The sequence below is a fragment of the Streptomyces antarcticus genome (genome assembly GCF_026627255.1).
GTDB lineage: Bacteria > Actinomycetota > Actinomycetes > Streptomycetales > Streptomycetaceae > Streptomyces > Streptomyces antarcticus.
Genome location: NZ_JAPNLM010000001.1, coordinates 143,329 through 161,830 on the forward strand (window position 1 = coordinate 143,329; position 18,502 = coordinate 161,830).

At 71.7% G+C, this 18,502-nt stretch carries 15 protein-coding genes; 4 read left to right on the forward strand and 11 right to left on the reverse strand.

Going from position 1 to position 18,502, the window contains the following annotated elements:
• Positions 1 to 18: 18 nt before the first annotated feature.
• From OTB16_RS00650 to proS, 4 genes are all read right to left on the reverse strand, one after another.
• The gene (locus OTB16_RS00650) at positions 19 to 258 is read right to left on the reverse strand and encodes an RNA-binding protein (RefSeq protein WP_215031517.1); all 240 of its coding nucleotides are present in this window, start codon (positions 256 to 258) and stop codon (positions 19 to 21) included.
• Between the two features lie 2 nt (positions 259 to 260).
• Positions 261 to 701, reverse strand: a complete 441-nt coding sequence (gene rpsP / locus OTB16_RS00655; RefSeq protein ID WP_267717590.1) for a 30S ribosomal protein S16 — start codon at positions 699 to 701, stop codon at positions 261 to 263.
• A gap of 168 nt (positions 702 to 869) precedes the next feature.
• Positions 870 to 1,466 (reverse strand): hypothetical protein, encoded by a 597-nt coding sequence (locus OTB16_RS00660; RefSeq protein ID WP_267717591.1) that lies wholly within the window; start codon positions 1,464 to 1,466, stop codon positions 870 to 872.
• 213 nt (positions 1,467 to 1,679) lie between these two features.
• Entirely contained in the window at positions 1,680 to 3,092 is a 1,413-nt protein-coding gene (gene proS, locus OTB16_RS00665) for a proline--tRNA ligase (protein ID WP_267717592.1), read from the reverse strand.
• A gap of 131 nt (positions 3,093 to 3,223) precedes the next feature.
• Here proS and OTB16_RS00670 point away from each other — a divergent pair, with 131 nt between their 5' ends.
• Positions 3,224 to 3,943: a class I SAM-dependent methyltransferase gene (locus tag OTB16_RS00670; RefSeq protein WP_267717593.1), complete on the forward strand. Its 720-nt coding sequence runs from the start codon at positions 3,224 to 3,226 to the stop codon at positions 3,941 to 3,943.
• A gap of 102 nt (positions 3,944 to 4,045) precedes the next feature.
• Here the strand turns inward: OTB16_RS00670 and ffh are convergent, their stop codons facing one another.
• The 5 genes from ffh to nsdA form a co-directional block, all read right to left on the reverse strand.
• Positions 4,046 to 5,617, reverse strand: a complete 1,572-nt coding sequence (gene ffh, locus OTB16_RS00675; RefSeq protein ID WP_267717595.1) for a signal recognition particle protein — start codon at positions 5,615 to 5,617, stop codon at positions 4,046 to 4,048.
• A 153-nt stretch (positions 5,618 to 5,770) separates the two neighbouring features.
• On the reverse strand, positions 5,771 to 8,200 hold the full coding sequence (locus OTB16_RS00680; protein WP_267717596.1) for a [protein-PII] uridylyltransferase: 2,430 nt from the start codon (positions 8,198 to 8,200) through the stop codon (positions 5,771 to 5,773).
• Positions 8,201 to 8,217: 17 nt separating this feature from the next.
• The gene (locus tag OTB16_RS00685; protein ID WP_267717597.1) at positions 8,218 to 8,556 is read right to left on the reverse strand and encodes a P-II family nitrogen regulator; all 339 of its coding nucleotides are present in this window, start codon (positions 8,554 to 8,556) and stop codon (positions 8,218 to 8,220) included.
• Entirely contained in the window at positions 8,553 to 9,893 is a 1,341-nt protein-coding gene (locus tag OTB16_RS00690) for an ammonium transporter (protein ID WP_267717598.1), read from the reverse strand. The genes OTB16_RS00685 and OTB16_RS00690 overlap by 4 nt, the downstream gene beginning before the upstream one ends.
• 313 nt (positions 9,894 to 10,206) lie before the next feature.
• Complete coding sequence (gene nsdA / locus OTB16_RS00695) at positions 10,207 to 11,697, reverse strand: transcriptional repressor NsdA (protein WP_267717599.1); 1,491 nt, start codon at positions 11,695 to 11,697, stop codon at positions 10,207 to 10,209.
• Positions 11,698 to 12,104: 407 nt separating this feature from the next.
• Here nsdA and OTB16_RS00700 point away from each other — a divergent pair, with 407 nt between their 5' ends.
• Positions 12,105 to 12,773 carry a bifunctional DNA primase/polymerase gene (locus OTB16_RS00700; protein ID WP_267717600.1) on the forward strand — a complete coding sequence of 223 codons (669 nt, stop codon included), beginning with the start codon at positions 12,105 to 12,107 and terminating at the stop codon, positions 12,771 to 12,773.
• Between the two features lie 129 nt (positions 12,774 to 12,902).
• Here OTB16_RS00700 and ftsY read toward each other — a convergent pair whose 3' ends face one another.
• The gene (gene ftsY, locus OTB16_RS00705; RefSeq protein WP_267717601.1) at positions 12,903 to 14,126 is read right to left on the reverse strand and encodes a signal recognition particle-docking protein FtsY; all 1,224 of its coding nucleotides are present in this window, start codon (positions 14,124 to 14,126) and stop codon (positions 12,903 to 12,905) included.
• 143 nt (positions 14,127 to 14,269) lie between these two features.
• Between ftsY and OTB16_RS00710 the strand changes: the two genes are divergently transcribed.
• Together OTB16_RS00710 and OTB16_RS00715 are read left to right on the forward strand one after the other, a co-directional pair.
• Positions 14,270 to 15,730 (forward strand): cytosine permease, encoded by a 1,461-nt coding sequence (locus tag OTB16_RS00710; protein WP_267717602.1) that lies wholly within the window; start codon positions 14,270 to 14,272, stop codon positions 15,728 to 15,730.
• 62 nt (positions 15,731 to 15,792) lie between these two features.
• Complete coding sequence (locus OTB16_RS00715; RefSeq protein ID WP_267717603.1) at positions 15,793 to 16,779, forward strand: LLM class flavin-dependent oxidoreductase; 987 nt, start codon at positions 15,793 to 15,795, stop codon at positions 16,777 to 16,779.
• A gap of 49 nt (positions 16,780 to 16,828) precedes the next feature.
• Here the strand turns inward: OTB16_RS00715 and OTB16_RS00720 are convergent, their stop codons facing one another.
• Complete coding sequence (locus OTB16_RS00720) at positions 16,829 to 18,259, reverse strand: sugar porter family MFS transporter (protein WP_267717604.1); 1,431 nt, start codon at positions 18,257 to 18,259, stop codon at positions 16,829 to 16,831.
• Positions 18,260 to 18,502 lie beyond the last annotated feature (243 nt).

The following is an 18,502-nucleotide window of genomic DNA, read 5'->3' on the forward strand; positions in this document are numbered from 1 at the left end:
CTTGCGATGGACGCGGTCTCAGCGGACCTGGTCCACATCGACGAGGTCGACACGGATGCCTCGGCCGCCGATGGCGCCCACGACGGTACGCAGTGCACGTGCGGTGCGGCCGTTGCGACCGATCACCTTCCCGAGGTCGTCCGGGTGGACCCGGACCTCGAGCACCTGTCCGCGACGCAGATCGCGCGAGGCGACCCGCACTTCGTCGGGATTGTCCACAATGCCCTTCACGAGGTGCTCAAGAGCCTCCTCGAGCATGCTCAGGCCTCGGTCGACTCGGCGGTGGCCTCAGCCTCGTCCGCCTTCTTGTCGGCCTTCTTCGCCTTCTGCGTGATGGCGTCGCCCTTGCCCTCGCCGATGCCCTCGAGGGCCTTGGCGAACTCGTCGAAGGTGCGGCGCTTGCTCTCCTTGGTCTCCGGCTGCAGCAGCGGCGCGGGGGCCGGAAGGCCCTTGTGCGCCTGCCAGTCACCGGTCAGCTTCAGGATGGCGAGCACAGCCTCGGTGGGCTGGGCGCCGACGGACAGCCAGTACTGCGCACGCTCGGCGTTGACCTCGATGCGCGACGGGTTGTACGTCGGGTGGTAGATACCGATCTCTTCGATCGCGCGACCGTCACGGCGGGTGCGGGCGTCGGCGACGACGATGCGGTAGTGCGGCTGGCGAATCTTGCCGAGGCGCTTGAGCTTGATCTTGACTGCCACTGGAGTGGTGTCTCCTGAACTTGACGTGGTTGGGCACATGAGATGCCACGTGGGGTTGCGGTACTCGGGTGCCCGATGGACGCGTCAGCCGGAGGAGAGAGGGGTCCTATGCGACTGTCGAGTACAGCTGTCCATTGTGCCATACGCCCGCGGGGGTGCCGCGCGCGGTCAGGAGGCGACCGCGATCGCGACCTCGGGGATGCGGAAGGGCTTCATGCAGCCCCCGCACACGATCGGCGCCTGGGCCAGTACGGAGGGGACGACCCGCACGTTGCGCCCGCAGTCGCAGACCGCCTTGACGCGTACCCCGCCGCCGGAGGAGCCGTGCCGGGCGGCGGGTCCGCGGAAGCTGCGCTTGGTGTCGGCGGCGGTCGCGGCCGTGTGGGCCTTCAGGGCCCGCTGGAGCCGCTCCATCGTGGGCCGGTAGCGCTTCTTGGCCTCGGGGTTGAGGGTGACCAGCGAGAAGCCGCTGCTGGCGTGCGGCTCGTCGGAGTGGTCCAGCCCCATCTCCTCGGCGATCGCGAGGAATCTGCGGTTGTGGTACCGACCGGCGCGCGAGGTGTCACGGACGCCGCGGGCGGCGGCGATGCCGTGGACTGCCTCGTGCAGCAGTCGCTCGAAGGAGAGTGCGGCGCCACAGGCGGACGACGACTCTCCGATCAGGGACTCGGGCGCGGCAAGGTCAGGCAGCTCGGAGTGGTACCGCTGGATATCGGCCCACGCCTGCGCCAGCTCTGCGGCGAGAACAGGTGGTGTCGTGCTCACGTCGTAACAACGAGCCGGGGTGCCCCGGTGTTCCGATTCCGGGCCATTCCAAATTTTTTGCACGTACCAGTCAGTTCAGTCCCATGCGTCAAGACGAGGACGGGTGCGCAGATCCCCGGAGGAGTCGGTACGTAACGACGACTACGCCCCGGCGCGCGGCCTGAGCCGCGCGCCGGGGCGCAGGGTCCGATCAGCGATCCGATCAGGGTCCGATCAGTACGAACGCGCGACGATGGCGAGGGTACCGGGGGCGTCGTCCGTCTCCGGGACCGACCCGTCGGCGGCGATCAGGCAGCGGACGGAAACGGCCTGCTCGGCCAGCTTCGCCTCGCCCTCGGGACCGAGGTCCGCCCACGGGATCCGCGCCCAGCCGCCGGCGATGGCGGCCTCAGCGGCCTCCCCGATGGTCGCCACGTCCGACGTACGGGACTCGCGGCGCTCGCGGGACTCGCGCAGCAGCTGCGCCTGGTCCTCCTCCAGCACCTCGGGCAGCAGGCCGGCGAGCGCGTCGATCCGCACCGGGGTCTTCCCGCCGGGGATCCGGCGGGCCAGCATCGCGGTGCCGGCCTCCAGGTCGCGGGGGCCGATCTCGACGCGGACCGGTACGCCCTTGAGCTCCCAGTCCACGGCGCGGCGGCCGAAGGGGGTGTCGACGCGGTCGTCGACGTGCACCCGAAGGCCCGCGGCCTTCAGCTGGGCGCCCAGCTCGCGGACCTTCGTCACGGCCTCGTCGCCCTTGATCGCCATGACGACGACCTGGACGTGCGCGAGGCGCGGCGGGACCCGCAGGCCGTTGTCGTCGCCGTGCGACATGATCAGGCCGCCGACCATGCGGGTCGATACGCCCCACGAGGTCTGCCAGACGAGCTCCTGCTTGCCTTCCTTCGACAGGTACTGCGTATTGAAGGCCTTGGCGAAGTTGGTGCCGAGCTCGTGGCTCGTGCCCAGCTGGAGGGCCTTGCCGTCGCCCATCATGCCCTCGAGGGTGAGGGTGTTGATGGCGCCGGCGAAGCGCTCCTTGGCGGTCTTGCGGCCGAGCACGACGTCGATGCCGAGCACGTTCGTCATGAAGTCGCCGTAGACGTCGCGGTGGATCCGGGCCGCGTACTCGCGGGCCTCCTCGTACGTGACGTGGGCGGTGTGGCCCTCCTGCCAGAGGAACTCGCTCGTACGGAGGAACACGCGCGGGCGCATCTCCCAGCGGACCACGTTGGCCCACTGGTTGATCAGCAGGGGCAGGTCGCGGTAGCTCTGGACCCACTTGGAGAAGTAGTCGTTGATGATCGTCTCGGAGGTGGGCCGGACCACGACCGGCTCTTCCAGCTCCTTGCCGCCGCCGTGCGTGACGACCGCCAGCTCGGGGGCGAAGCCCTCGACGTGCTCGGCTTCCCTCGTCAGGTACGACTGCGGAATGAACAGCGGGAAGTACGCGTTCTGGGCGCCCGCGTCCTTGATGCGCGCGTCCATCTCCTGCTGCATCCGCTCCCACAGGCCGTAGCCGTACGGCCGGATGACCATGGTGCCGCGGACCGGACCGTTGTCGGCCAGCTCGGCCTTGTTGATCAGATCCTGGTACCAGCGGGGGAAATCCTCCGCCTGCGGGGTGAGAACGGGTGCCTTTGCCATGGCGCGAATGGTACGGCGCCGGGCGCACCGAGCGTGAATCGGGTGGCTCCCTCCTCTGGACGCGAGGGCAAATCGGGAGTTCTCTGTCAACGGGGGCAAGGGGGCGACATGGAATCAGGAGCGCTCTTTCGATGACACCGACGCCGACGGCGACGCTTGTCGCCCGGGATTGGGCGGAGATCCAGGAACGGATGCTGGTACCGCTGTACGAGGCGGTCTACGACCGGCTGGAGGTCGGGCCGGGCGACCGGCTGCTGGACCTCGACTGCGGGGCGGGACTGCCCCTGCTGCTGGCGGCCGGGCGGGGAGCCGCGGCCACGGGCGTGGAGGCGGATCCGGCCCGGCGGGCCCTGGCCCGCGAACGGCTGCTGGAGGTGCTGGAGGACCCGCCGGCCCCGGCCCGCCCGTACGACGCCCTGCTGGCGTTCTCACCGGACCCGGCGGCCCTGGCCGCGGCCCTGCCGGCCGTCCGGCGGGGCGGGGCGGTGGTGCTGGCCGACTGGGGCCCGGCGGAACGATGCACGGTGCCGTCGGTCCTGGGCGGCGGTCCGGCCCCCCGCGACCTGGACGCGCTGGTGGAGCGGGCCGGGCTGCGGCCGGACGGGTCGGGGCGGGTGTTCTGCCCCTTCGGGTACGCGGACGTGGACAGCGCGGTGCGCGGGCTGCTGTCCACGGGGCTGTACCCCGTCGCGGACGACGGGGAGGCCGGGGAGAGCGCCGCGTTTTGCGGGACGGCGGACTCCTCGCTGGCGGAGAAGGAGCTGACGGAGGCCCTTCACCCGTACGAGCGGAACGACGGCGCCGTGTGGCTGCCGAACATCTTCCGGTACGTGATCGCCCGGGTGGCGTGACCGGCCGGGCGGCGTGACGGCCGTCCGAACAGGAGGGCCCCGCCCGGAAACCTCCCGGGCGGGGCCCTCCTGCGGGCGGTCGGGCCGACCGCGGCGCGTCCGCTACTTCATGAACTTCTTGAACTCGTCGGGAAGGTCGAAGTCCCCGCCGTCCTGGCCGCCCTCGGGGAGGCCGAAGGGGTTGCCGGCGGCCGCGGGCTCGATCGCCTGCGGTCCCTGCTCGCGGCGGGCCGCGGCGGCGGCCTCCTCTTCCCTGCGCTTCATCGGGTTGCCGCTCTTGCGCTTGCCCTTGGCCTGCTTGATCTGCTTCTTCTGCCGGCCGGGGCCGCCGCCCATCCCGGGGATGCCCGGCATCCCCGGCATGCCGCCGCCCTGCGCCATGCGGGACATCATCTTGCGGGCGTCGAAGAAGCGCTCGACGAGCGACTTGACGGCGCTGACCTCGGTGCCGGAGCCCTTGGCGATACGGGCGCGGCGCGAGCCGTTGATGATCGTCGGGTCCTGGCGCTCGGCCGGGGTCATCGACTTGATGATCGCGGCGGTGCGGTCGACGTCGCGCTCGTCGATGTTGTTGATCTGGTCCTTGATCTGGCCCATGCCCGGGAGCATGCCGAGCAGCTTGGAGATGGAGCCCATCTTGCGGACCTGCTCCATCTGGGCCAGGAAGTCGTCGAGCGTGAACTCCTTGGGGCCCTTGGCGAGCTTGGCCGCCATCTTCTCGGCCTCGGCCTGCGAGAAGGTCTTCTCGGCCTGCTCGATGAGGGTGAGCATGTCACCCATGTCGAGGATCCGGCCCGCCATGCGGTCCGGGTGGAAGGCATCGAACTCGTCGAGCTTCTCGCCGTTCGAGGCGAACATGATCTGCTTGCCGGTGACGTGCGCGATGGAGAGCGCGGCGCCGCCTCGGGCGTCGCCGTCGAGCTTGGAGAGCACGACGCCGTCGAAGCCGACGCCGTCGCGGAAGGCCTCCGCGGTGTTGACCGCGTCCTGGCCGATCATCGCGTCGACGACGAAGAGGATCTCGTCGGGGCTGACCGCGTCACGGATGTCGGCGGCCTGGCGCATCAGCTCGGCGTCGATGCCGAGCCGGCCGGCGGTGTCGACGATGACGATGTCGAACTGCTTCGTGCGCGCGTACTCGATGGAGTCCTTGGCGACCGCGACCGGGTCTCCGACGCCGTTGCCCGGCTCGGGCGCGTAGACCGCGACGCCCGCGCGCCCGGCGACGACGGAGAGCTGGTTGACGGCGTTGGGGCGCTGGAGGTCGCACGCCACGAGGAGCGGGGAGTGGCCCTGCCCCTTCAGCCACAGACCGAGCTTTCCGGCGAGGGTGGTCTTACCGGCGCCCTGGAGGCCGGCCAGCATGATCACGGTGGGGGCGGTCTTGGCGAACCGCAGCCGCCGGGTCTCGCCGCCGAGGATCGTCACGAGCTCGTCGTTGACGATCTTGAGGACCTGTTGGCCGGGGTTCAGGGCCTTGCTGACCTCTTCACCGCGCGCGCGTTCCTTGACGTTCGCGATGAAGGAGCGGACGACCGGAAGGGCGACGTCGGCCTCGAGGAGCGCGATACGGATTTCCCGGGCCGCGGCGTCGATGTCAGCCTCGGACAGCCGGCCTTTGCCGCGCAGGCCCTTGAAGGTATTCGCCAAGCGGTCGGAGAGCGTATCGAACACGGTGGTCGCGATTCCTCGGGTCGGGGGCGGTGTGGTCGTCCACCAGGGTATCGGGCCGCGCCGCCGGCCCGGCCCTTCGGTCCGCATTCCCCTCTGCGCCCCTCCCGTTCCCCCGGGCGGACCGCGGGGAAGGGAAGGGGCGGAGTGCGGCGATCAGGCCAGGGCCGCCTGTACCGAACGGGCCAGGGCCGCCGCTCCCGCGGCCGGCAGGGGCTTGCCGTCCCCGTCGACCACGTACACGGTGTCCACCGCGTCGGCGCCCGGTGTCGAGACGTGGGCGCTGCGGACCCGGACGCCCGCCGACTCCAGGGCGCGGCCGATGCGGTGGAGCAGTCCCACCGCGTCCGGGGCCCGCACCTCCAGGACCGTGGCCAGGGAGGAGACGTCCGGGACCACGGTGACCCGGGGCGGCGGAGGGACGACCCCGCGCCGCCGCGGGTAGGCCGCCTCGCGGTCGGCGAGCTTCGCGGGGACGTCCAGCGAGCCGTCCAGGGCCCGGACCAGATCGGTGCGCAGCCGGGCGGACTCGGGCAGCGAGCCGTACTCCGCCGCGACCCGCCAGCGCAGTACGAGGACCTCCCCCAGTTGGCCGGGCAGTTCCAGGGAGCGCAGTTCGGCCGCCCGTACGGTGAGCCGGTGCAGGGCCAGCACCCCGGCCACCGCGGGGAGGACCCCCGGCTGGTCCGGGACGGCGACGACCAGCTCCACCCCGACCGCGTCGTCCTCCTCCCGGCGGGCGTGCAGGGCGAGCACGGGTTCCCCGGTGCGCAGGGCCTCGATCGCGAGGCGTTCCTGCTCCGTCGTGGGGATCTCCAGCTCCCGTACCGCCGGGGTGGCACCGCGCAGCACGGCGGCGACCCGGGCGACGAGGTCCGCGACCAGCGATCCCCGCCAGGTGCTCCACGCGGCGGGCCCGGTGGCGAGGGCGTCCGCCTCGGTGAGGGCGTGCAGTATCTCCAGCGTGGAGGTGGAGCCCACGGCCTCGGCGACCGCGCGTACGGTCGCCGGGTCGTCCAGGTCGCGCCGGGTCGCGGTGTCGATCAGCAGCAGGTGGTGGCGTACGAGCGTCCCCAGCACGGCGACGTCCGCGGCGCCGAAGCCGACGCGGGCGGCGACGTCGCGCGCGATGGTCTCGCCGGCCACCGAGTGGTCCCCGGGCCAGCCCTTGCCGATGTCGTGCAGCAGGGCGGCCGTCAGCAGCAGGTCGGGGCGGCCGACCCGGCGGGTGAGCGCCGAGGCGCGCACGGCCGTCTCGATCAGATGGCGGTCGACCGTCCAGGTGTGGACGGGGTTGCGCTGCGGGCGGCACCGGACCCGTTCCCAGTCGGGCAGCAGCCGGGTGATCAGCCCTTCCGCCTCCATGGCCTCCCAGACGCCGACCATCGGCTCCCCCGCGCCCAGCAGCGTCAGCAGCTGTTCCCGGGCCTCGGCGGGCCACGGCACGGGCAGCGGTTTGGCCTGCGCCGCGAGCCGGCGTACGGAGTGCAGGGAGACGGGCAGGCCCGCCTGCGCGGCGGCCGCGGCGAACCGCAGCGGCAGCACCGGGTCCCGCTCGGGCCGGGCCGCCAGGGCCAGTACGGCCTCGCCGTCGGCCTCCACGACGCCCTCCGCGAGCGGCGCCCGCTCGGCGGCGGCCGGGCCGCGGGTGCCGAGCAGACCGCGCAGCCGGGGTTTGGCCGCGCGGGCCCGCAGCACCCGGCCGACCTCGCGCCAGGTCACGTCGCCGGCGTAGGAGACCACGCGCGCGGCCTCGTACACCTCGCGCAGCAGCGCGTCCGCGTCGAGGAGTCCGAGCCGCCCCGCGACCTGGTCCTGTTCCTGGAGGGAGAGCCGGTCGGTGGCCCGGCCGGTCACCAGGTGCAGGGCGTCGCGCGCGTCCAGCAGGCGGCGCCGCGCTTCGCCGAGTCCCTCGCGCGGGGCGTCGGCCAGCCAGGACGCGGCCACCGCCCGCAGCGCGGTGACGTCCCGGAGGCCGCCGCGGGCCTCCTTGAGGTCGGGTTCGAGCAGGAAGCGGAGCTCCCCGGAGCGTTCGGCCCGCTCGCGGCACAGGGAGTGCAGCTGCGGGAGCCGCTTGGCGGCCTGGTTGCGCCAGTCGGCCAGGACCGAGGTCCGCAGGCCGGCCAGCAGCCCGGCGTCACCGGCGACGGGCCGCGCGTCGAGCAGTCCGAGGTGCGCCTTCAGGTCCTCGGCGGCGGTCTTGCGGGCCTCCCCCGGGGTCCGTACCGAGTGGTCGAGGGCGAGGCCGAGGTCCCACACGGGGTACCAGATCCGGTCGGCGAGCGCGCTCAGCGCCCGCGGCTCGGCCTTGCCGTCGTGCAGCAGCACGAGGTCGAGGTCGCTGCGCGGGGAGAGCTCCCCGCGTCCGTAGCCGCCGACGGCCACCAGGGTGGCTCCCCGGACGCCCGTCTCCCGTACGGCGGTCTTGAACAGTGCGTTCAGCCAGTCGTCGGTCAGCCCGGCCAGGGCGGAACGCCGTGACGGCCCGGACCGCGACTCCTCCTGGAGGAGTCGCAGCCGGGCCGCGGCGTATCCGCCGGGTCCCGAGTCGGCCGTGTGGTCCGTTGTCTCTTCGACGCTCGTCACCCGGGAGCTCCCGTCACCTAGAGCGCGTCAGCGCCGCGCTCGCCGGTGCGGACCCGTACGACCGAGTCCACGGGGACGCTCCACACCTTGCCGTCGCCGATCTTGCCGGTCTGGGCGGCGCTCACGATGACCCGGATCAGCTCCTCGGCCTCCGCGTCGTCGACGAGCACCTCGATGCGGATCTTGGGTACGAGGTCGACCTGGTACTCGGCGCCGCGGTAAACCTCGGTGTGGCCGCGCTGGCGGCCGTAGCCGCTGGCCTCGGTGACCGTGAGCCCCTGGACTCCGAAGGCCTGGAGGGCCTCCTTGATCTCGTCCAGCTTGTGCGGCTTGACGATCGCGGTGATCAGCTTCATGCGTCAACCTTCTTGCTCGCGGCGGGGGCGGGGGCGGCGGTGTTCCGCGAGGCGGCGCCGCCACCGGCTCCGCTGAAGTCGTAGGCGGTCTCGGCGTGCTCGACCTGGTCGATGCCGGCGACCTCGACGTCCTCGGTGACCCGCATTCCGATCGTCTTGTCGAGGAGGAAGGCGAGGACCGCGGACACCACGAGAGAGTAGGCCAGGACGGCGAAGACTCCGATGGCCTGCTTGCCGAGCTGTTCCAGGCCGCCGCCGTAGAAGAGGCCCGCCACGTCGGACTGGACGCCGCCGGTGGCGAAGAGGCCCACCAGCAGGGAGCCGGCGACACCGCCGACGAGGTGGACGCCGACGACGTCGAGGGAGTCGTCGTAGCCGAACTTGTACTTGAGGCCGACCGCCATGGCGCACAGCACGCCGGCGATGACGCCGACGGCGATCGCGCCGAGCGGGCTGACCGCGCCGCCGGAGGGGGTGATGGCGACGAGTCCGGCGACCGCGCCGGAGGCGGCGCCGAGGGTGGTGAAGGAGCCGTGGCGCAGCTTCTCGTAGGCGAGCCAGGCGAGCATGGCGGCGGCGGTGGCGACCTGGGTGTTGACGAACATGACCGCGCCGACGCCGTCGTCGTTGCCGAGCCAGGAGCCCGCGTTGAAGCCGAACCAGCCGAACCACAGGAGGCCGGCGCCGAGCATCACGAGCGGGAGGCTGTGCGGGCGCATCGGGTCCTTCTTGAAGCCGACGCGCTTGCCGATGACCAGGATCACGCCGAGGGCCGCGGCGCCGGCGTTGATGTGGACGGCGGTGCCGCCGGCGAAGTCGATGACGCCGAGTTCGAAGAGCCAGCCTCCGGCGCCCCAGACCCAGTGGGCGACGGGGAAGTAGACGACGGTGACCCACAGGGCCGTGAACAGGGCCCACGCGCTGAACTTGACGCGGTCGGCGAGGGCGCCGCTGATCAGGGCGGGGGTGATGACGGCGAACATCAGCTGGAAGACGGCGAAGACGTAGACCGGGATGGTGTAGCCGTCCCACAGCTCGGTGACGCCGATGCCGCTGAGGCCCACGTAGTCGGAGTTCCAGCCGATCAGGGAGCCTGAGTCGGTGCCGAAGGCGAGGCTGAAGCCGTAGAGGACCCAGAGGATCGTGACGATCCCGAGGCTGATGAAGCTCATCATCAGCATGTTGAGGCTGCTCTTGACGCGGACCATGCCTCCGTAGAAGAAGGCGAGTCCCGGGGTCATCAGCATGACCAGGGCGGAGCAGATGAGCATGAACCCGGTGTTCGCGGCAGACAGCGTCGGGGCGTCTGCCGCGAGGGTCGTGATGGCTGATGCCATCGGCGTCTCCTCGTCGTCGGTACGTTCGCGTGCGGGCGATCGTGAAAACCTGAGCGGCGTTAAGGGCTCCGGCCTGGTGGGGGCTGGCCGGTTATTGCCCTGAGATTCACGCAGGCCGGTTTCCGGCGGCGCCGCTGGGTGTTTCACGCCGATGACGAAGGCGTCCAGAGTGTTACGACGTGATGAACGCCGGTTCGGGCGGAGAAGCGAAACCGGCCGCGGCAGTACCCGGACGTCCTGGCTGGGGGATCCTGATCGGGCTTCACGGGGTGACCTGCCGCGGCCGGGGCCTTGGGGGCGGCCGCGCGGGCCGTCAGACGGCCTCCGCGGCTTCGGGGAGCCGGGAGGCGAGGTGGTCGGTGAGCCGGACCACGTCGGCGACGTCGCCGTATTCACGGGCGGCGGCGTCGACGGTCTTGCGCAGGCGGGTGTTCACCCGCTCGGACCGCACCTTTCCCGCCACGTCGAGGGCCCGGCCGACGAGGACGGCGGCCTGCTCCGGCTCGCGCTGGAGCAGGTGGACGGTTGCCATGCCGACGAGGTTGAGGGCGTAGGAGCGCTGGTGCTCGTCGTCCTTCCCGAAGAGCTCGACGGCCCGCGCCATGACGGGCTCGGCGAGGGAGGCGTACGTGGGGCTGCGCCCGGCGACGTAGGCCAGATCGCGGTACGAGTGGGAGTTCTCGCCATTCAGCTCGGCCTCGGAGAAGAAGCGGATCCAGTCGGGCTCGGGCTCGTCTCCGAAGCCGGCTTCGGAGAAGGTGTCCTCGGCCATCCGCACGGCCCGCTTGCAGCGGCTCGGCTGCCCCATGTTGGCGTAGGCGCGGGCCTCCATCGCATACAGCATGGCCTGGGTGCGGGGGCCGGCGCAGTCGCGGCTGCCGTACTGGGCGAGGTGGATGAGTTCCAGGGCGTCCTCGGGGCGCCCGAGGTGGATCATCTGGCGGCTCATGCCGGAGAGGATGTACGAGCCCAGCGGCTTGTCCCCGCCCTCCTTCGCGGCGTGCAGCGCGAGGACGAAGTACTTCTGCGCGGTGGGGTGCAGGCCGATGTCGTAGCTCATCCAGCCGGCGAGTTCGGCGAGTTCGGCGGCGACCTTGAAGAGCCGCTTCATGACCGGGGCCGGGTGGTTCTCCTGGAGCAGGTCGGTGACCTCGTGGAGCTGGCCGACGACGGCCTTGCGGCGCAGGCCGCCGCCGCACTGGGCGTCCCACTGGCGGAACATCACGGTGGTCGCGTCGAGCAGGTCGAGCTCGGGCTCGGAGAGGCGGGGCGCCCGGTGGCCGCCGCTGGAGCCCGAGGGGCCCGCCTCGCGCTGCCCGGGGTCGGCGGGCGGTACGGGGACGAGCCAGCGCTGCATGGGCTCGATGAGGGCGGGTCCGGCGGAGAGGGCGAGGGAGGTCCCGAGGAAGCCGCGGCGGGCCAGCATCAGGTCGCTGCGGGAGAACTCACCGAGCAGTTCGACGGTCTGCGGGCCGGCCCACGGCAGGTCGACGCCGGAGACGGAGGGGGTCTGGTGGGCGGTGCGCAGTCCGAGCTGCTCGATGGCGACGACGGAGCCGAACCGCTCGGAGAACAACTCGGACAGGATGCGCGGGACGGGCTCGCGGGGCTGTTCACCGTCGAGCCAGCGGCGCACGCGGGAGGTGTCGGTGCTGATGTGGTGGGCGCCCATCTGGCGGGCCCGGCGGTTGACCTGGCGGGCGAGCTCGCCTTTGGACCAGCCGCTGCGGACGAACCACGAGCTGAGCTGTTCGTTGCGCGCAGCAGACTCCTCGTTCGTTCCGCTTGCGCCGTTGCCGCTCACTGGAACGCCCCCATCCACTCACGCATCTTCCACACGAAACCCTGGCCGGGGCGGCGGCTGCCGTCAGGGACCTTCACGAGTCCTTCACACATTGCCTCCGGCATACCCACGCGGGTTCCACCTTCGGGCCTCGTGCACCGAAAGTAATCCTACGATCACCCCCTCCGCGAGGTCGACCGTGGAAACGCCACCATTCGCCACCCCTTCGAATGAACTCGCCACCCGCCAGGCGCGATTCACTTGACACCGAGGCGAAACGGATCGGTTGGACTGGAGTGCGCCAGGGGCGCGCGCGGCGAGGAGTGCGCCGGGCGGCACCGGAGGGCACCCCGCGGCGGACCTTCGACGGCAGGTCCCGCCGACGTCGTAACCACCGGCGCGTCCGACCCGTTGGAGGGGGCATGGGCATGGGCTTCACGATCGGCGGCAGCCGAAGCACCAGGGAATTCCGTTCCGGCGCCCGGCGCCGCGGCCGCACCGCGGAGTGCACAGCGGTGGCGGAGTACACCGGGCTGTGGGGCTGGGACGCGGTGCCCGGCGCCCGCGCCGCCGCCCCCGGCCGGGACTGCTCCTGCGGCGACGCGCGGTGTACGGCGCCCGGGGCGCACCCCCTGGCCCTGGCCCCCGCGGTCCCGGCCGGGGCCACCCTCGACGAGGTCTCGGAGGCCTGGGGCGACTACCCGGGCGCGGCGGTGCTCCTCCCGGTGGGCCGTTGTTTCGACGTCATCGAGGTCGCCGAGGAGGCCGGCCGGCACGCGCTGGTCCGGCTGGAGCGGATGGGCCTGCCGCTCGGCCCGGTCACCGCGACCCCGGACGGCCGGGCGCAGTTCTTCGTGGCCCCGGGGGCCGCCGCGGGGCTGCCGCAGCTGCTGTACCGGATGGGCTGGGACGACGCGGACCTCGACCTGCGGGCGCTGGGCCAGGGGGCCTTCGTGACGGCCCCGCCCTCCGACCGGGGCGGGCTCGGGCCGGTCGGCTGGCTCCGGCCGCCCTCGCTCGACTCCGCCGGGGACCCGCCGCAGGCCCGGCTGCTGCTCGGCACCCTGGCGTACATCTGCCACCGCTTGCGCGACTAGGACGGGCGGACTGATGGGGGGCGGGCGGCACGATGCGCGGCCCCCGTACGTGACGGTGCCCCGTGATCCGGCCGGATCACGGGGCACCGTCACGTACGCGGACGGACCGCGTACGCGAGAGGACCGCGCTCAGTCGCCGATCAGGGCGTCCACGAACGCCTCCGGCTCGAACGGGGCCAGGTCGTCCGGGCCCTCGCCGAGGCCGACGAGCTTGACCGGGACGCCGAGCGCGCGCTGGACGGCGACGACGATGCCGCCCTTGGCGGTGCCGTCGAGCTTGGTCAGCACGATGCCGGTGATGTCCACGACCTCGGCGAAGACGCGGGCCTGGGTGAGGCCGTTCTGCCCGGTGGTGGCGTCCAGGACGAGCAGGATCTCGTCCAGCGGGCCGTGCTTCTCCACGACGCGCTTGACCTTGCCGAGCTCGTCCATGAGGCCGGTCTTGGTGTGCAGGCGGCCGGCGGTGTCGATGAGCACCACGTCGGCACCCTCGGCGATGCCCTCCTTGACCGCGTCGAAGGCGATCGACGCGGGGTCGCCGCCCTCGGGTCCGCGCACGGTACGGGCCCCGACCCGGTCGCCCCAGGTCTGGAGCTGGTCGGCGGCGGCGGCGCGGAAGGTGTCGGCGGCGCCGAGCACCACGCTGCGGCCGTCGGCCACCAGGACGCGGGCGAGCTTGCCGGTGGTGGTGGTCTTGCCGGTGCCGTTCACGCCGACGACCATCACGACGGCGGGGGTGTCCACGCCGCTCTCGGTCTTCACGGCGCGGTCGAAGTCGGTGCCGACCAGGGTCAGCAGCTCCTCCTTCAGCAGGGCGCGCAGGTCCGCGGGGGTACGGGTGCCGAGCACCTTGACCCGTGCGCGGAGCCGGTCGACCAGTTCCTGGGTGGGTACGACACCCACGTCGGCGATGAGGAGGGTCTCCTCGATCTCCTCCCAGGTGTCCTCGTCGAGGTGCTCGCGGGAGAGCAGCGTGAGCAGCCCCTTGCCCAGCGAGTTCTGCGACCGGGCGAGGCGGGCGCGCAGCCGGATCAGGCGGCCGGCGGTGGGCTCGGGCACCTCGATCTCGGGTGCGGCCGGCGCCTCGACGACGGGGTCCTCGACGGCGACCGGGGAGTCGGTGGCGGCCGCGGTGTCGGGGAGGGTGACCTCCTCGATCGTGCGGCGCGGCTCTTCCGCCGTCGGTGCGGCGTCCTCCCCCACCTGCGGTTCGGCGGGCGGGGCAGTGATGGTCGGCGTGCTCGACGGTGCCGAGGGCGGCAGCTGCTTCTTCTTGCGGCTGCTGACCACGAGCCCGCTGATCATGCCGACCGCGACCAGGGCGATGACTACAGCAAGGATGAGGATTTCCATAACGTCCCCAGTATCGGCCACGGGCGCCCCGGACCCGGGACCCGGGAGCGCCGCACCAGGACCGAATCCTCTATTTGTGGTCTTAGCGGCACATCTACGATGATGGACGACTCCCCGCCCCATCTCCCCCACCGGAGTACCGCATGCCTGCCGAGCCCGCCGACGGTGCGATAGAGACCGCGATCGAGACACGCGGACTGGAGCCCGTCCCGGACGGCGAGCGCACCGGCCGGGTCCGTGAGCTGGTGCCGACGTGGGTCGCCGCCAACATCAGCGTGCTGCTGCTCACCATGGGCGCCGGCCTGGTGATCTTCAACAGGCTCAACATCTGGCAGGTGCTCGTCGTCGCGGTGGCCGCGCCGGTCGTCTCGTACGGGATCGTCGGGGTGATCTCCATCGCCGGCAAGCGCGGCGGCGCCCCGGGCATGGCCCTGTCGCGGGCGGTGTTCGGGCAGCGCGGCAACCTCTTCCCGGGGGCGCTGATCTGGGTGGCACGCTGGGGCTGGGAGACCATCAACGCGGTCAGCGGCGCCTACGCCGTGCTGACCGTTCTCGACCTGCTCTTCGGCGTCGAGAGCAGCACCGCCCTGATCGTGGTCACCCTGCTCTTCTTCGTGGGCTGCACCTTCGTGGTCTCCGGCCTGGGCATCAACGCGCTGCGCGTCTGCTCCAAGTGGTCCACGTACCTCTTCGGCACCTTCAGCGTGCTCGTCCTCGGCTACCTGGTCGCCACGACCGACTGGTCCGCCGTCTTCGCCAAGCCGGCCGGCTCCACCGCGATGATGATCGCGGGCATCGGCACCATCGCGGCCGGCGGCATCAGCTGGGTCCCGTCCGGTCCGGACTTCACCCGCTACCTGCCGCGCACGGCCTCGTCCAGGGGCATGGTCGGCGCCACCGTCGGCGGCGCCGGCGTGGTCGTCCTGCCCATGGTGCTGATGGGCGCGGTCATGGCCGTCGGCACGCCGGACCTGGCCACCGCGCAGGACCCGGTCTCCTTCATCGGCGAGCTGCTGCCGACCTGGATCGCGGTCCCGTACCTGCTCATCGCGCTCGTCGGGATGCTGCTGATCAACTCGATGTCGATGTACTCGGCCGGGTTCACCGCCCAGACCCTCGGCATCAAGGTCCCGCGCGCCTGGGCCGTCAGCGTCAACGCCGTCATCAGCCTGGTCTTCGGTTTCCTGCTGATGGTGGTCGCGACGAGCTTCTTCGGCTCGTTCATCTCCTTCCTGACCCTGCTGGCCGTGGCGTTCTCCGCCTGGATCGGCGTCTTCGGCGTGGACATGCTGCGCCGCGAGACCTACGACGGTGCCGCGCTGCTGGACACCACGCGGACCAGCGCCTACTGGTACAAGGGCGGTTTCGCCTGGCAGGCGATGACCGCGTGGGCGCTCGCCCTGGTGGTCGGCCTGCTGTTCACGTCGGTGGACTGGTTCAGCGGGCCGCTGTCCGCCACCTGGATCGGGGAGAACGGCCTCGGCTGGGTGGCCGGCATCGTGACCTCCGCCGTGCTGTACGGGGCGCTGCCGCGCACGCCCGCCCCGGCCGCCGCCGGGGAGCGGGCCGCGGACCGCGAGCCCGCCGGGACCCTGTCCAACTGACGCCACGTCAGCTAACGTCCCCCTTCGCCGCCCACCCACCTCCGGCGAAGGGGGACTTTCCCGTGCCCATCACCGTGGCCCGGTTCAATCTCGTCGACCCGAACGGCACCCCCGAGTCGCTCTCCGCCCGCTACAAGGCGGCGCTGGAGATGGCCCGGTACGCGGACGACCGCGGGATCGACACCGTCCAGACCGAGGAACACCACGGCACCGCCAACAACTGGCTGCCCTCCCCCTTCGCCTTCGCGGGCGCGGTCTTCGGCGCCACCCGCCGGATCGCGGTCACCGTCTCGGCGATCATCGGCCCGCTGTACGACCCGCTGAAGGTGGCCGAGGACATCGCCGTGCTCGACCTGCTCAGCGGCGGCCGCCTGGTGACCGTCGCGGGCATCGGCTACCGGCCCGAGGAGTACGAGCAGCACGGCGTGGAGTGGGGCCGGCGCGGCCGGCTCCAGGACGAGCTGCTGGAGACCCTGCTGAAGGCGTGGACGGGTGAGCCGTTCGAGTTCCGCGGCCGTACCGTACGGGTCACCCCGCGGCCCTTCACGCGGCCGCACCCGCTGCTTCTGGTCGGCGGCAGCTCCGAGGCGGCGGCGCGGCGCGCGGCCCGGCTGGGGCTGCCGTTCTTCCCGAGCGCGCACCTGCCGGAGCTGGAGGCGTACTACCGGGCGAAGCTCGCGGAGTACGGCACGGAGGGCTTCTGCATGATGCCCGCCGCCGAGACCCCGCTGCTGCACATCGCGCAGGACCCGGACCGGGTCTGGGCCGAGCACGGCGAGCACTTCCTGCACGAGGCGGGGATGTACGCGTCCTGGCAGTCCAAGGACATCCGCAGCGCCGTGCGGTCGGGCGCCCGCACGGTGGCGGAGCTGCGCGCGGAGGGCGTGTACCGCGTCCTCACCCCGGACGAGGCGGTCGCGTACGCGAAGGGCGCGGGCGAGGCGGGGAACCTGGTGCTGCACCCCCTGTGCGGCGGGATGCCGCTGGACGAGGGCTGGCGGAGCCTGCACCTGCTGTGCGAACGGGTGCTGCCCCGGCTCAAGGACTGAGCCGGGGCAGCACCCGTACGAGAGGAGAGGGGGTGTTGGCGGGGGTGGGTCACCCCATCTCCTCCAACGCCTTGCCCTTGGTCTCCGGCACCCATTTGAGGATGAAGGGGATCGAGAGCACGGCGAAGACCGCGTAGATGACGTACGCGCCGGACAGGTTCCAGTCCGACAGCGTCGGGAACGTGACGGTGATGACCCAGTTGGCGATCCACTGGGCGGCGGCGGCCACGCCGAGGGCGGCGGCGCGGATGCGGCCCGGGAACATCTCGCCGAGCAGGACCCAGACCACCACGCCCCAGGACAGGGCGAAGAAGAGGACGAAGGAGTTGGCCGCGATGATGGCGACGAGCCCCTGGGTCTGCGGCAGGGTGATGTCGTCGCCGACGCCGGACCGGAAGGAGAAGGCCCAGGCGGCGACGCCGAGGGAGATCGCCATGCCGACGGAGCCGATGAGGGCGAGCGGCTTGCGGCCGATCCGGTCGACGAACAGCATCGCGATCACCGTACCGATGATGTTCACGACGGAGGTCTCGAAGGAGTACAGGAACGAGGAGCTCGCGTCGATGCCGACCGACTGCCACAGCGAGGAGCTGTAGTAGAAGATCACGTTGATGCCGACGAGCTGCTGGAAGACGGAGAGGCCGATGCCGATCCAGACGATCGGCAGGAAGCCCATGCGGCCGCCGAGCAGGTCCTTGAAGGTCGACTTGTGCTCCGAGTGGATGGCGGCGTCGATCTCGCGGACCCGGGCGTCGGCGTCGATGCGCTCGCCCTCGACCTCGCGCAAGACCGTCTTGGCTTGGTCCATCTTGCCGACCGAGACGAGGAAGCGCGGGGACTCCGGGATGGCGAAGGACAGCAGGCCGTAGAGCACGGCCGGGACGACCATGACGCCGAGCATCCACTGCCAGGCTTCCAGGCCGCCGATCTCGCCGCGCTGGTCGCCGTCGGCGAGGTTGAGGATGCCCCAGTTGACCAGCTGCGAGACGGCGATGCCGATGACGATGGCGGCCTGCTGGAAGGAGGCGAGCCGGCCGCGGTAGGCGGGCGGGGAGACCTCGGCGATGTAGGCGGGACCGATCACGGAGGCCATGCCGATGCCGAAGCCGCCGATGATGCGCCACATGGCGAGGTCCCACAGGGCGAACGGCGTCGCGGATCCGATGGCGCTCGCGGTGAAGAGGACGGCGGCGATCTGCATGCAGCGGATGCGGCCGATCCGGTCGGCGAGGCGGCCGGCGGTCGCCGCGCCGAAGGCGCAGCCGATGAGTGCGGCCGCGATCACCTGGGCGAGGGCCGCGGAGCCCACGTCGAACCGGTCGCGGATGGCTACGACGGCGCCGTTGATGACGGAGCTGTCGTAGCCGAAGAGGAAACCGCCCATGGCCGCGGCCGCGGTGATGAAGATGACGTGCCCGAGGTGGTCGGGCTGGGACGCGTTTCCACCGCCTGCCGCGGGTGCGTTCGCTGTGCTGGTCAAGGTGCGCTCCTGGGCCCGGCGCCGACGGCGGGCAGCGTGGGGGGTGTTGGTACTCGTGTTGTCGCCTGATCGTGTTCCTCCAGTGGGGCACACCAAACAGTGCGCCACCACCTGAACGTGCCGGGTGACAGAGGAGAGCCTATTGGTTCACTTATTGAAGTCAATAGGATGTGAAGAACCTATTTCGCGGGCATGAACTCGACAGATACGGCCATAGCGCGGGTCAGTTGTTCAACATGTGAA

Excerpts from the sequence above, each read along its gene's own strand:
- OTB16_RS00650 (WP_215031517.1), bottom strand. The coding sequence starts at position 258 with ATGCTCGAGGAGGCTCTTGAGCACCTCGTGAAGGGCATTGTGGACAAT.
- proS (WP_267717592.1), bottom strand. The coding sequence starts at position 3,092 with ATGGCAAAGGCACCCGTTCTCACCCCGCAGGCGGAGGATTTCCCCCGC.
- OTB16_RS00670 (WP_267717593.1), top strand. The coding sequence starts at position 3,224 with ATGACACCGACGCCGACGGCGACGCTTGTCGCCCGGGATTGGGCGGAG.
- OTB16_RS00685 (WP_267717597.1), bottom strand. The coding sequence starts at position 8,556 with ATGAAGCTGATCACCGCGATCGTCAAGCCGCACAAGCTGGACGAGATC.
- OTB16_RS00690 (WP_267717598.1), bottom strand. The coding sequence starts at position 9,893 with ATGGCATCAGCCATCACGACCCTCGCGGCAGACGCCCCGACGCTGTCT.
- OTB16_RS00700 (WP_267717600.1), top strand. The coding sequence starts at position 12,105 with ATGGGCTTCACGATCGGCGGCAGCCGAAGCACCAGGGAATTCCGTTCC.
- ftsY (WP_267717601.1), bottom strand. The coding sequence starts at position 14,126 with ATGGAAATCCTCATCCTTGCTGTAGTCATCGCCCTGGTCGCGGTCGGC.
- OTB16_RS00710 (WP_267717602.1), top strand. The coding sequence starts at position 14,270 with ATGCCTGCCGAGCCCGCCGACGGTGCGATAGAGACCGCGATCGAGACA.